Annotated in this window: 11 protein-coding genes; all 11 read right to left on the reverse strand. The window is 60.8% G+C overall.

The window, feature by feature from the left end:
• Positions 1 to 5 precede the first annotated feature (5 nt).
• Positions 6 to 1,043: a Gfo/Idh/MocA family protein gene (locus QRN04_RS03785; RefSeq protein WP_284974812.1), complete on the reverse strand. Its 1,038-nt coding sequence runs from the start codon at positions 1,041 to 1,043 to the stop codon at positions 6 to 8.
• Positions 1,040 to 2,038 (reverse strand): Gfo/Idh/MocA family oxidoreductase, encoded by a 999-nt coding sequence (locus tag QRN04_RS03790; RefSeq protein ID WP_284974813.1) that lies wholly within the window; start codon positions 2,036 to 2,038, stop codon positions 1,040 to 1,042. Before QRN04_RS03790 ends, QRN04_RS03785 begins: the two co-directional genes overlap by 4 nt.
• 115 nt (positions 2,039 to 2,153) lie before the next feature.
• On the reverse strand, positions 2,154 to 3,068 hold the full coding sequence (locus QRN04_RS03795; protein WP_284974814.1) for an ATP-binding cassette domain-containing protein: 915 nt from the start codon (positions 3,066 to 3,068) through the stop codon (positions 2,154 to 2,156).
• Between the two features lie 13 nt (positions 3,069 to 3,081).
• Entirely contained in the window at positions 3,082 to 4,131 is a 1,050-nt protein-coding gene (locus QRN04_RS03800; RefSeq protein ID WP_284974815.1) for an ABC transporter permease, read from the reverse strand.
• Between the two features lie 62 nt (positions 4,132 to 4,193).
• The gene (locus QRN04_RS03805) at positions 4,194 to 5,195 is read right to left on the reverse strand and encodes a substrate-binding domain-containing protein (RefSeq protein ID WP_284974878.1); all 1,002 of its coding nucleotides are present in this window, start codon (positions 5,193 to 5,195) and stop codon (positions 4,194 to 4,196) included.
• Between the two features lie 228 nt (positions 5,196 to 5,423).
• Entirely contained in the window at positions 5,424 to 6,842 is a 1,419-nt protein-coding gene (locus QRN04_RS03810) for a sugar porter family MFS transporter (protein ID WP_284974816.1), read from the reverse strand.
• Entirely contained in the window at positions 6,839 to 7,714 is an 876-nt protein-coding gene (locus QRN04_RS03815; RefSeq protein WP_284974817.1) for a sugar phosphate isomerase/epimerase family protein, read from the reverse strand. Before QRN04_RS03815 ends, QRN04_RS03810 begins: the two co-directional genes overlap by 4 nt.
• Positions 7,715 to 7,724: 10 nt before the next feature.
• Positions 7,725 to 8,738: a Gfo/Idh/MocA family protein gene (locus QRN04_RS03820; RefSeq protein ID WP_284974818.1), complete on the reverse strand. Its 1,014-nt coding sequence runs from the start codon at positions 8,736 to 8,738 to the stop codon at positions 7,725 to 7,727.
• 48 nt (positions 8,739 to 8,786) lie between these two features.
• Complete coding sequence (locus QRN04_RS03825) at positions 8,787 to 9,704, reverse strand: sugar phosphate isomerase/epimerase family protein (protein WP_284974819.1); 918 nt, start codon at positions 9,702 to 9,704, stop codon at positions 8,787 to 8,789.
• A gap of 40 nt (positions 9,705 to 9,744) precedes the next feature.
• Positions 9,745 to 11,256: a CoA-acylating methylmalonate-semialdehyde dehydrogenase gene (locus tag QRN04_RS03830; protein ID WP_284974820.1), complete on the reverse strand. Its 1,512-nt coding sequence runs from the start codon at positions 11,254 to 11,256 to the stop codon at positions 9,745 to 9,747.
• A gap of 35 nt (positions 11,257 to 11,291) precedes the next feature.
• The gene (gene iolD, locus QRN04_RS03835) at positions 11,292 to 13,217 is read right to left on the reverse strand and encodes a 3D-(3,5/4)-trihydroxycyclohexane-1,2-dione acylhydrolase (decyclizing) (RefSeq protein WP_284974879.1); all 1,926 of its coding nucleotides are present in this window, start codon (positions 13,215 to 13,217) and stop codon (positions 11,292 to 11,294) included.
• Positions 13,218 to 13,226 lie beyond the last annotated feature (9 nt).

The following is a 13,226-nucleotide window of genomic DNA, read 5'->3' on the forward strand; positions in this document are numbered from 1 at the left end:
CTGGGTCATTCCTTCGTCGATTCCGGGAAAGCTATCCCTAACTGGCGGCGTATCTCATCTGCGACTTCCAAGGTGCGGACGGAAGCGGAGAGTGTGCGCGGCTCGGCTTCCTTGCGGCCTTCAGCGATTGCCCGTGCAACAGCAGTAGCTTCGTGATGCAGCCCCTCGACATGGCCTCCCTTGGCTTCCTCATAGCGCAACCGGGTTCCGTCGGGAAATCGCACGTCGAAGCCGCCGGGCATATTGAAGGGGCCGTCGATTGTCAATGTGGCATGGGAGCCGACGATCGTGGCTGACGTGGGGGTGAAGTTGTGCAGGTGCGTATTCACCACCGCTTGGGCACCGCCGTCGAACGTCATGATGGCCGAAAGCTGCGCATTGACCCCGGACTGGTGGGGCTGGCCGACGGCGAACACCTGAATGGGGTCGCCAAGGACCTCGGTGACCAGTGCCAACGGGTACATTCCCAAGTCCAACAGAGGTCCACCTGCAAGCCCTGGATTGAAGATCCGGTGGCTTGGATCGAAATGCTCCCCGTATTCGGCCACGACGGTGGTTATCCCACCAAGCATCCCGGCTTCGAGGACCTGGCGGATAACGTCGAACTTCGGGAGGAAGAACGTCCACATTGCTTCAGCGGCGAATACACCGGCCTGTTCGGCCCGGGCCGCTACATCGCGCGCTTGAGCAGCGTCGAGTCCGATCGGCTTCTCGACAAGAACGTGCTTGCCGGCCTCTATCGCGAGAACAGCGGCTGCGTGATGGCCCGTGTGCGGCGTGCAGACGTAGACGATGTCGATGTCCGGCGCGGCAGCCAATTCCTCGTAGCTGCCGTACGCTGCCGGAATGTTGTACGCTTCGGCGAATGCCTTGGAACGCTTGAGGGAGCGGGAGCCGACGGCCGCGATGACCTGTCCGGTGTGGGCTTGGACCGACTCGGTGAAACGTTCCGCTATCCATCCGGGACCCATGACGCCCCAGCGGAGGACAGGTGCATCGCGGGAATCCGGCACCCGTGAGGCCGGCAGGCCGGAATGCGTCATGAGTAGCTGACTTTCGTGAAGGCGCCGTTGCTGCGCAGCGACAGGGTCAATGCCTGCGCCACCAGGGAGGCGTTGAGCCCATCCCGGGCAGTGGCCAGTGACGGCCGCTCACCCGCAGCAAGCTCAGTGATCCAGGCCTGCAGCTGAAGCCGGTAGGCGTCAGCGAAGCGGGGGCGCCAATCCGGGGGAACCAGGACGTGTTTGGCGCCCTGTTCCTCAACGTCCAGCACGGCAGGTTCCCGGAGCGCGGTGGTCCCGCGCTCGCTCACCACCTCGCATCTTGTCACGTAGCCGTACTGTGCGTTGAGGAAAAGCTCCAGCGTGGTGAGAGTGCCGTCTTCGCAGCGGAAGGTCATGAGCGCGGGATCCTGCAAACCCGGGCCCGCGGCGCCGGAACTGCGGCCACCCTGCCATGAAACTTCGATGATCGGGGACCCCAACAACCAAGGGACGATGTCCAATTCGTGGATTGCCGAGTTAGTGATGGCCGATTCCGAGGTGGTACCAGGCCCGGCCGAGATACCGCGACTAACGCAATGCAGCATCAATGGCTCCCCCTGGACACGCTGCTGCATCCCCTCCCGGAGTGCCACATAGCCTGGGTCGAAGCGGCGCATGAACCCCAAGGACAACAGGGAGGTGCCAGTAGCTGCCACCATGTCCGCATCGGCAGCAACCACTTCGAGGCTTTCCAAGACAGTTGGCGCCAACGGCTTCTCGCACAGCACCGGCGTCATCGCTTCGAAGCACTCAAGGACCAACCCTGCGTGCGTGGAATCGTGTGAGGCAACCAGGACGGCGTCCACCTCACTGGAGTTGATCAGCTCGGTGGGGTCTGTGGTCAGGCGGGCCGACGGCGGCGCGGCGCTGGCAGCGCGGTCAATGTCCAGATCGGCCACAAACGTCACCTCCGCCCCCTTGACGGCGGTGGATAAGTTCCTGATGTGGTCTGCGCCCATGATTCCGGCGCCGATAACGCCTACCCGGATGGACATGATGCTCCTCTTTTCAGGTTAAGTAATTGTTAGCGGTGTCGTGGTGGAAGCAGGCAGCATCGTGGGGTGCTTCGGCAGCAGCCAAAGCACCCCACCGAATGCGCGCCTATGCGGGCTACTGACCTTCCGGACGTGTGCTGACGACGTCGGCAACCTCCGCTTTGACTTCCTTGAGGAGATCGTTGTGTCCGCCGAGTTGCTCCAACTCGTGTGCGAGTTCAGCCAACTCTGCCCCGCCGGCCATCTGCGCGGTCAACTCGTCCAGGGTGATGTCTTTCTTGTCGTAGTACCCAATGGACTTGCCGCGCTTGAGCAGCAGGAAGCGGTCGCCCACAGGGAACGCGTGGTGTGGATTGTGGGTGATGAAAATGACCCCGAGCCCACGGTCACGGGCCTGCAGGATATAACGCAGGACGACGCCGGACTGCTTCACGCCGAGTGCTGCGGTCGGTTCGTCCAGGATCAGGACCTTTGCACCGAAGTAGACGGCCCGGGCGATTGCCACGCACTGGCGTTCACCGCCCGAGAGTTGGCCGATGGGCTGTTCGACATCGCGCAGGTCGATGCCCATGGCGGCGAGTTCCTTCTTGGTGATGTCCTTCATTTGCTGGACATCCATGCTCTTGAAAGGCCCAAAACCACTGGTTAGTTCCGAACCGAGGAAGAAGTTCCGCCAGATCGGCATCAGTGGCACCACCGCGAGATCTTGGTAGACGGTCGCGATTCCCGCATCCAAGGCGTCACGGGGTGAACCGAATTTCCGTTCCTCTCCCATGATTTTGAGCTGACCGGCGTCGTGCTGGTGCAGCCCCGCGATGATTTTGATCAGCGTGGACTTACCCGCTCCGTTGTCACCGAGCACACACGTGACGCGCCCGTTATCAACTGCCATTGTCACTTCCTTGAGCGCCACGATATTGCCGTAGTGCTTGCCGACGTCGTCAAGCGACAGCAGGTGCACCGGCGTGTGCGTGAGGGGATCGCTTTCATTCTTCAGCAATGTTTGCTGCTTAATCTCCTGGCCATTCATGTTCCTGGGTCCCTTACTTCAGTTCCGCGCGGCGTTTGACGATGAGGTTGACAATCGTGGCCAGCAACAGCATCAGGCCGAGGAAGAACTTGAACCAGTCCGGGTTCCACTGCGCGTAAACGATGCCCTTGTTGGCCATACCGAAGATAAATGCACCGATGGCGCCGCCAACGGCTGAGCCGTAACCACCAGTCAGAAGGCAACCGCCGATCACTGCGGCGATGATGTAGAGGAACTCGTTGCCCACGCCTTCACCGGACTGCACGGCATCGAAGGCGAAGAGGTTGTGCATGCCTAGTATCCAGCCGCAGAAGCCAACTCCCATGAAGAGCCCGATCTTCGTTGCCTTGACCGGGACGCCCACGGCACGCGCCGCGTTCGCGTCTCCGCCCACTGCGAAGATCCAGTTGCCAACACGCGTACGCATCAGCACCCATGTGGCTATCAGGACCAAGGCGATCCAGATGAATACTGTGATCCGGACGTCCACGCCGCCAATGTTCACGGAGGAAGCGAACACCGCTTGTGCGGACTGGAAGCCATCCATGTTGGAGATCGACGGCGAGGAGACTCCCCCGCCGATCATGCGGGTCAATCCGAGGTTGATGCCTGTCAGCATCAGGAAGGTTGCCAGCGTGACAATGAAGCTCGGGAGCTTGGTCTTCATCAGGATCCAGCCATTGATGAATCCGATGGAAAGGGAAACCACCAATGCCAGGACAACGCCAACCCAGACGTTGGTGCTGAAGTACCAGCTGAACATTGATGCCGTGAGCGCCGAACTGATCACGGCAACACCGGTTGAAAGGTCGAATTCGCCCCCGATCATGAGCAGGGAAACACCAACCGCCATGATGCCGATGGTGGAACTGCCGTAAAGCACGGTTGCAAAGGAAGCGGGCTGCACAAAGGTTGACGAAACCGACGCGAAGAAGATGAAGAGGACGATCGCGCCGACAAGGGCGCCGACCTCCGGGCGGCTCAGCAACTTCTGCAACGGGTTGCGCGTGCCGATTCGCTCATCAGCCACGGAAAGTGTGGGCTTGGATATGGTCTGAGTCATGATATTTCTCCTGCTATGCGGGTTCAGGGCCACAGGGACCCTGAACCCGGCTCAGCGCATCCTTAGCGGATGCCTTCCTTGGCGAACTTGAGCACGTCAGAAGCTGTGGTCTTATCGATGATGGAAGGCCCGGTCAGAACGGGCAGTCCGCCACCTACGTGGATTCCTCCGCGCTTGGCCTGCCACAAGGCGTCCACCGACCCGTAACCCTGGAGCCAAGGCTGCTGGTCCACGGTGAAAGCGACCTTCCCATCAATGATGGCTTGGGCCAGCTCACCGTTCATGTCAAAGGAAGCCACCTTGACCTTGCTCTGCAGGTTCAAAGATTCCACCGCCTTGTCAATGGTCAGCGTGAACGGAGCTCCGAGCCCGATGATGGCGTCGGCATCGGGAGTTGCTTGGAGCTTCGCGGTAACGGTGGAGGAAACCTGTGTCATGTCCGTGCCTTGGACGAACAGGTTCTCAGTGGCAGGAATCTTGGACTTCACGCCGGCACAACGCGAGTCCAAGGCGACATTGCCCTGTTCCATGATGACGCAGATCGGGTGCTTGGCTCCCAAGGTGGTGAGCTTGTCGCCCACTGCTGCGCCCGCCAGGTTTTCGTCGGATCCGAAGTGCGTGAACGCGCCAACACTCTTCCAGACGTCGGCTCCCGAGTTCAGGCTGACCACGGGAATGCCGGCTGCTGTTGCCTTCTTCAAGACGTCCTTCAAAGCGTCAGGCTTCGCCAACGTCACAGCGATCCCGTCCACTTTTTGGTCGATCGCCTGCTGGATCAGCTGTGCCTGCCTGCCGCCTTCGGGATCGGATGTGTAAAGCAGCTCCACATTGTCTTTCGCAGCTGCTTCTTCGGCGCCTTTGCGGAGGATGTCCCAGAACGTGTCTCCGGGAGCGGCATGGGTGATCAGTGCGATCTTGATGCGAGGGGTGCTGGCCACCTGCCCGGCACCGGCTGCTGCGCCGGAATCGGCTGGCTTGCCACCTTGGCTCGAACAAGCGCTCAGCGCCACCAAGGGAACCACTGCCGCGACGATCGCCGCCTTGCGCCATGAGAATTTTGCCACCATTATCTCCTTTGATTTCAGGTCAGCCGTCCGGAGGCTCGTATCCGGATCATCTGCTATGTAGATCATCGTGACTGGCCTCACACTTTGTCAATAGTTTGTCCTGACATTAGTATGTATGAACGTAACAAAGCGGCGAAGTTCGCGCACCCGCACTCGTGGTTCCGCGAATTTAACGCGAAAATGGCCGGCGCCGCATGCAGCGGTGCCGGCCATTCGTTCACGCATTCAGGGTGTCTGGCGCTCCCCGGCCGCACTCTTGAAATAGTGCTCCAAGTCTTCCAGGCTCTTGTCCTTCGTCTCAGGAACAAATTTGGACGCAAAGAGAATCGCCCCAATTCCCAGGACGGCAAATGTGAAGAAGGTACTGGACAGTCCTATAGCTGCAAGCAGCTGCGGGAACCCAAAACCGACGAGGAAGTTGATGATCCAGAGCACGAAGGCCGAGGCTCCCATGCCCAGCCCACGGATCCGCAAGGGGAAAATCTCCGACAACATCAACCACGTCACCGGAGAGATAGCTCCTTGTTGGAACGCCAGGAAGGTGATGGTCAGGGCGAGGATAACGAAGCCGCGCCCGGTACCTTCAGGCAGGACCAGGGAAAAGGTTCCGATCAGCAAGAGCGCACTGGTAGTGCCGATCTGACCCGTGATGAGCATCCTTCGGCGACCGACTTTACCCAGCAACCAAATCCCCACGAACGTCGCAAGGACGGAAATGACGCCGTTGGCGATGTTGGCGGTCAACGCAGCCTCGCGGCCGAAACCGGACTGGGCGAGAATCTGGGTCCCGTAGTACATGATCGAGTTGACACCGGTAATTTGCTGTATGACTGCCAGTCCGAGGCCCACAACGAAGATCCGGCGGAGCCAAGGGACGCCGAGGTCCTGCCAGCTGCCCATCTTGGACTTATAGTCCTCCACGGCCATCGACTTGACGTCCTCGAACTCGGTCCGGGCGTCTTCCTGTGACCTGATCCGCCGCAAAACGCTAAGGGTTTCGCCGAAGTTGCCCATGGAAGCCAGCCACCGCGGGCTTTCCGGCATGAAGTTCATGCCTATCCACAAAGCAATGGCAGGCAGCGTTGCAATGACCAGCATCCACCGCCAAATACCCCCCGCCTCCCCATAAGCATTCCCGAGGTAGGCGTTGAAGATGAAAGCCAGAAGCTGGCCGCTGACAATCATCAACTCGTTTTGGGTGACGATGCGTCCGCGCCGGGCACTTGGTGAAACCTCCGCGAGGTACACGGGGACCGTGACGGAAGCTCCGCCCACGGCCAGGCCCAGCACGAACCGGGCCACGATCATGACTTCCGTGTTCGGGGCGAAGGTGCAGGCCAGCGTTCCCAGCAAGAAGATCATGGCCAGGACCATGATCATTTTCCGGCGGCCGTTGCGGTCGGCCAGCCGTCCGCCGAAAAGGGCCCCAAAGGCTGCGCCGAACAACAAGGAGGATGTGACCATCCCCTCCGTGAGCGGTGTTAGTCCCAAGTCCGCCTGCATGTACGGCAGGGCACCATTAATGACCCCCGTGTCGTAGCCGAACAGTAGACCGCCGAACGTTGAAACCAACGTGACTGTCCGCAGCGCCCGCTTATGGTTGACTGTGCGCGTCCTGGTTTCGGCAGGTACCGGCGCACTCATGCATTGACCTTCTGGATATGCTGCTTCATCGTCTCCAGCTGGTAGATGGACACGTCCTCGGCATTGTCATCCTCGGCAAAGACACTGGACACCATCACGGTGTTGTCCTTATCCAGGAATCCGATCTCATGGAGCCCGCCAAAGAACTCGTCCCAGTTCACGTCACCATCGCCGATCTTCAGGTGTTGGTGGACCCGGACGGCGTTGCCCGGCGGGTTGGTGATGTAGCGAAGACCGTGGGAGGCATGGTGGTCCATGGTGTCCGATACATGGACCAGCCTCAGCTTGTCTCCCGCCGTGCGCATGATCTCCACCGGGCTATTGCCCATATGGAACGTGTGGGAAGCCACGTAGACCATGCCGATGTTCGGCGAGTTCACCCCGCGAATGACGCGGATGGCGGCCAACCCGTCCTCAACGAAGTCGTCCGGGTGCGGATCGATCAAGACGTCCATGCCCTCACGCTCGATAATCGGCAGGAGTTCTTCCATGGAACGGTAGAACGCACGTTCGGATTCTTCGGCCTTTTCCGGCCGACCGCTGAATTCGGTGTTCATGGTGCTGACACCGAGGTCGACGGCGATCTGAATGGCGCGCTTCCAGTACCGCACCGCAGCTTCGCGGGCGTCCTCGTCCGGACCCGACCAGCGCAGGACCGGCAGGACGGAGGCGATTTCGACGTCGGCGTCCCTGCACGCCGCCTTCAGCTGTGCCACAAGTTCATCATCGGCTTTGGGGTGGTTGTAAAACGGGATCATGTCTGCGTGCGGAGTCAGCTGCAGGTACTTGTATCCGAGGTCAGCTGCAACCCGGGGGAACTCAAGCAAGCTGTGGCTGTGATGGAACGGGGTAGGGTCAAGGGCGATTTTCATGCTGTGTCCTCTAGCCGTACAGCTCGGGCTTGGAGTTCAACTGAACCTTGACCTTTTCGCCGGACTTCTGGGCCTCCACGCCGGCTTCGCAGCAAGCCGCCGTCGCATAGCCGTCCCAAGCAGTCGGTCCGCCGATTTCGCCACGGAGGGCGGCGTCCACCCAAGCCTGCACCTCGACGTCGTAGGCTGCTCCGAAACGGTCCTCGAAACCTGGGGGGACGCTACCGCCCCACTTGCCGGCTGACTGAATGTAGGGACCACTGTCACCGCCGATGCTCACAATGCCGTCCTCCAAAGAAGCCTGCGTGGCAACCTGGTAACCGAACTTGGCGTTGACATAAATTTCGACGTCGGCCAGCACGCCGGACTCGGTTTCAAGCAACACCTGCTGGGGATCGTGCTGGCCCTGCGGAGCGTTGCTGGTCGGCTTGCCCATTCGAACCTGGACGGAAGTGATTTCTTCACCGGTGAAGTAGCGGACGGCGTCAAACTCGTGGACCACCGAGTCGTTGATCAGCATCTCATTGTTAAAGCCCTCAGGAGTGCTCGGGTTGCGGTGCTGGTGGTGCAACATCAACAGCTCCCCCAATTCCCTGTTGCGGATGATCGCACCAAGCGCAGAGTACTCAGCGTCGAACCGGCGCATGAACCCCACCTGTATGCGCTTGTGTCCCAGTGCCTGCTCGGCCTGGACCACCTTCCATGCGCTTTCAGCGTCCGGAGTCAGCGGCTTCTCGCACAGGATCGGGAAGTCCTTCTCCAGTGCCTTGTAAAGGATTTCCTCGTGCAGGAATCCCGGGGTGGCAATCAGTACGGCGTTGACATCGCCGTTATTCAGCGCCTCGTCAGCGCTGGCCAGCGCTACTGCGCCGTCGATCCCCTCAATGGCAGCTTGCGCCCTGGAAAGGTCGACGTCGACGACGGCGGCCACTTCGGCGCCGTGGATGCGTGTACTGAGGCGCTTGATGTGGTCCGCACCCATGCGGCCTGCACCGATGACGGCAACGCGGAGAGTCTTGGTCACTGTTTCTATCCTTCGTGAGGTTCTTGAATTGCTGTTGCTGGGCAGGCGTTACTTAACGCGGGTGCGGGAGCCGCAGGAGAGCAGGTAGTTTCGGGTCCGCTTGGCAATGGGCATCGGCACATCGAACGCTACCGGGTACATGTCCTGTTCGACGATGCCGAAGATGGGACGGTTGAGCGCTTCCACCGCTTCGATGACCGCGCGCAGGTCCGGGAGGCCGTTCGGGGGCTCTGTCATGACGCCTGCGATGTTGGCTGCGGCCCAGGTCATGTTCTTTTCGTTGACTTCGGCCAGGACCTCGGGGTTGATCTGCTTGAGGTGCAGGTAGCCGATGCGTTCGGGGTAATTCTTGATAAGTTCCAGGCTGGAAGCGCCACAGTATTCGGCGTGGCCGGTGTCCAGGCAGAGGTTCAAGTATTGCGGGTGCGTGGCATCGAGCAAGGTTTCGATGTCTTGCTGGGCACCAACATGTGAGTCGGCGTGGGAGTGGAATTGCTGCTTGAGGCCGAAGTCTTCCAGCAGCACCTTGCCCATGCGGTTGTGCCCGGAAAAGAGATCTGCCCACTGCTCCTGCGAGAGTTCACCGTTTTCAAGAGCCTCGCCCGTCACATCGTCACGCCACATAGCAGGAATGACCACGATGTGTTCCCCGCCCATAGCCGCCGTCAACTCGGCAACCTTGCGGGCCGGTGCCCAGGCTTCCTCATACTGTGCGGCGCCGCGGTGGAAGGCCGTAAAGACCGTCCCGGCAGTGACTTTGAGGTCACGCTGCTTGAGTTCCTCGGCCAAGCGTGTGGGATCGTTCGGCAAGTAGCCGTAGGGGCCCAGTTCGATCCACTTGTAGCCGGACTCAGCCACTTCGTCCAAGAAACGTTCCCACGGGGTCTGCTGGGGGTCGTCCGGGAACCAGACACCCCAGGAATCGGGTGCGGTGCCGATGATCAGTTTGTTCTCGACATCAGTCATGACAGCGTTGTCTTTCTTTTATTGCGCGACGGCGGTGAGCTTAGTTGGAGGGGAAGTTGTAGGAGGCGCCGGAGGCGTGGGTCGGCTCGGGCCAGCGAGAGGTGATCACTTTGCCGCGGGTGTAGAAGGACACGCCTTCGGGGCCGTAGATGTGCTTGTCACCGAAGAGGGAGTTCTTCCAACCTCCGAAGGAGTGGTACGCCACCGGGACGGGGAGGGGAACGTTGACGCCGACCATGCCCACGGTCACAGAGCGCTGGAACTTCCGGGCGTTCGCGCCTGAGGAAGTGAAGATCGCGGTGCCGTTACCGTAGGGGTTGGAATTGATGAGTTTGATGCCCTCGTCCAGGTCCGCGACCCGCACGACCACCAAGACAGGCCCAAAGATTTCCTCGGTGTAAGCGGTCATCTCGGTGGTGACCTGGTCAATGACGGTGGGCCCTACCCAGAAACCCTCTTCGTGGCCGGGCACCACGAGGTCGCGCCCGTCAACGACCATGGCTGCTCCGGCGGTCTCGGCTTCGGTGACGATCTTGACGATGCGTTCCTTCGAGGCCGGGGTGATGACCGGGCCCATCTCAGCGTCGGGCTCGGTGCCGTTGTTCACCTTCACGGCCAGTGCACGTTCCTGAACCTTCTCCACGATCAAGTCGGCCGCGTCCCCCACCGCGACAGCCACGGAGATGGCCATGCAACGCTCGCCGGCGGATCCGAAAGCAGCGGCAGCAAGGTGGTCTGCAGCGTTATCGAGATCCGCGTCCGGCATGACGATCGCGTGGTTCTTGGCACCGCCCAGTGCTTGGACGCGCTTGCCGTGCTTGGTGGCGGTCTCGTGGACGTACTGCGCGATCGGGGTGGAGCCAACAAAGCTGATGCCGTCCACGTCCGGGTGGGTCAGCAGCCCATCCACGGTTTCCTTGCCACCGTGCAGGACCTGGAAAACGCCATCGGGAAGGCCGGCTTGCTTCCACAGCTTAGCCAGGAGCATGGACGCTGACGGGTCACGCTCGGAGGGCTTGAGGATAAACGCGTTGCCCGTCGCGATCGCCATCGGAGCCATCCACAACGGCACCATCACGGGGAAGTTGAACGGGGTGATGCCCGCGACCACGCCGAGGGGTTCACGGAAAGAGAAGACATCGATCCCGGTGGAGACCTGGTCCGAGTAGTCGCCCTTGAGCAGGGTGGGGATACCGCAGGCGTACTCGATGACTTCCAGGCCGCGTCCGATCTCGCCCTTGGCATCCGAGAGGACCTTGCCGTGCTCGGCGGTGATCAGTTCGGCGAGGTCGTCCACGTGGGCTGCTACGAGCTCGCGGAACTTGAACAACACCGAGGTGCGCTTGGCCAGGGAGAAATCACCCCAGGACTCGGCCGCTTTCTTCGCGGCTGCAACCGTGGTGTTCAGATCGGATTCGTTGGCCAAACGCAGTTCAGCGGTGACCTGCCCTGTGGCCGGGTTGTACACCGGCTGCGTGCGGTCACCTTCGCCGGTGGTCTCAGCGCCATCGATGAAGTGGTGAATGGTGGTCAGTGTGGTCGTCGTCGACATGTGCGGACTTCCTTGAGTAGTGAAAAGTGAAGTGTTCAGCCGAGCAGCTTGCGCTGGCGGTTCTTGTGGTCTGTGTAGGTTTTGTAGGCCTGTTGGGTGGATTCCAGGTCTGAGACCTGTGAGACGGGCACGTCCCACCACGACTCGGAGGACGGGGCGTCCAGGAGGGGATCGGACTCAACGTGGATCACGATCGGTCCCGTCTCCGGAGCTGCCTTTGCTTCCTTGATCGCGGCTCCGAGGGCCTCAATGACGTTCTCACCCGGTTCAATACGGATAACCTTCGCGCCAAGGGATTCGGCGTTGGTGGCCAAATCGATGGGCAAGTTTTCGCCTGCGTCGAAGCTGTGCTGTTCCTTGTCCAGAACCCGGTACTGGGTACCGAACCGCTGGGAGCCCAAGGATTCGGACAGCGAACCGATGGAGGCGTAACCGTGGTTCTGGATCAGCACAACGATCAGTTTGATGCGTTCGGCGACGGCGGTGACCAGTTCGGTGTGCATCATCAGGTAGGAGCCGTCCCCCACCATCACCACCACATCACGATCGGCACCGCCAGCGGCTGCTTCCGCCAGAGCCGCACGCTTCACACCCAACCCGCCGGGAATCTCATAGCCCATACACGAGTACGCGTATTCGACGTGGTATCCGAACGGGTCACGGACACGCCACATCTTGTGCAGATCACCGGGCAAGGAACCGGCGGCGCAGATAACGACGTCCTGGTCGTCCATGGCCTTGTTGGTAGCACCGATGATCTCGTTCTGGGCCGGCAAGGGGGTGTAGCGAGTCTCGAAGGCCTCATCCACGATAGCGTTCCAGCGCTGTTTCTCGGCTGCGACCTTCTGTTCCAAGTCACCGCCAACGCGATAGCCGCCCAAAGCCTGGTTCAACTTGACCAACGCCTTGCGGGCATCAGCCACTACCGGTATAGCCGTGCCGTGCTTGTACGCATCGATCGGCGCAACGTTGATGTTCACGAACTTCACATCCGGGTTCTGGAACGCGGTACGGGAGGCCGTGGTGAAGTCTTCATAGCGGGTGCCGATCCCTATGATGAGGTCCGCTTCGGCCGCGATGGCATTCGCCGCCGTCGTGCCGGTCGAACCGATGGCCCCAAGGGACTGCTTGTGGTCCCAAGGCAGCACCCCGACGCCAGCCTGCGTGTTGCCAACCGGGATCCCAGTCAGCTCAGCAAACTTGGTAAGTTCGTCGTTGGCATACGCATAGAGCACACCGCCGCCAGCAATGATCAGCGGGCGTTTTGCGGCGCGGATGGCTTCCGCCGCGCGGCGGATGTCCTCGTCTTCGGCCTCAGGACGGCGTATCCGCCATTCGCGCTCGGACAGGAACTCCTCCGGAACCTCGAGGGCCTCGGCTTGGACATCCTGGGGCAAGGAAATAGTGACAGCACCGGTCTCAGCCGGATCCGTCAATACACGCAGGCCGTGATGGAAGGCCGAAAACAACTGCTCCGGACGGGAAACGCGGTCGAAGAACTTGGACAACGGGCGGAAGGCGTCATTGACGGTGATGTCGTACGCGTAGGGCTGCTCGAGCTGCTGCAGCACGGGGTCCGCGGCTCGGGTTGCGAACGTATCGCTCGGAAGGAGCAGGACGGGCAGGCGGTTGGTGGTGGCCAACGCAGCACCTGTCAGCAGGTTGGAAGAACCTGGGCCAATGGAGGTGCTGATAGCAAACGTCTGCCGGCGGCGGGTGTGCCTGGCGTAACCCACAGCCTGGTGGACCTGCGCCTGCTCGTTGCGGCCCTGATAGTACGGCATGATGGTCGGATCAGCAGCTTGATACTGCTTCAACGCCTGCCCCACACCGGCAACGTTTCCGTGCCCGAAGATACCGAAAGTGCCTGGAATCAGCCGCTCCCTGTATTCCACACCACCGACCAAATCCACGGTGTATTGCTTTGAAAGAAACTCGACCACAGCCTGCGCCACGGTCATCCGACGGGA

Source organism: Arthrobacter sp. efr-133-TYG-104, from assembly GCF_030208915.1.
Taxonomy (GTDB): Bacteria; Actinomycetota; Actinomycetes; order Actinomycetales; family Micrococcaceae; genus Arthrobacter.

Bases quoted from the DNA above. Each gene is read 5' to 3' on its own strand.
- QRN04_RS03800 (WP_284974815.1), bottom strand. From the start codon at position 4,131: ATGACTCAGACCATATCCAAGCCCACACTTTCCGTGGCTGATGAGCGA.
- QRN04_RS03810 (WP_284974816.1), bottom strand. From the start codon at position 6,842: ATGAGTGCGCCGGTACCTGCCGAAACCAGGACGCGCACAGTCAACCAT.
- QRN04_RS03830 (WP_284974820.1), bottom strand. From the start codon at position 11,256: ATGTCGACGACGACCACACTGACCACCATTCACCACTTCATCGATGGC.
- QRN04_RS03795 (WP_284974814.1), bottom strand. From the start codon at position 3,068: ATGAATGGCCAGGAGATTAAGCAGCAAACATTGCTGAAGAATGAAAGC.
- QRN04_RS03785 (WP_284974812.1), bottom strand. From the start codon at position 1,043: ATGACGCATTCCGGCCTGCCGGCCTCACGGGTGCCGGATTCCCGCGAT.
- iolD (WP_284974879.1), bottom strand. From the start codon at position 13,217: ATGACCGTGGCGCAGGCTGTGGTCGAGTTTCTTTCAAAGCAATACACC.
- QRN04_RS03790 (WP_284974813.1), bottom strand. From the start codon at position 2,038: ATGTCCATCCGGGTAGGCGTTATCGGCGCCGGAATCATGGGCGCAGAC.
- QRN04_RS03825 (WP_284974819.1), bottom strand. From the start codon at position 9,704: ATGACTGATGTCGAGAACAAACTGATCATCGGCACCGCACCCGATTCC.
- QRN04_RS03815 (WP_284974817.1), bottom strand. From the start codon at position 7,714: ATGAAAATCGCCCTTGACCCTACCCCGTTCCATCACAGCCACAGCTTG.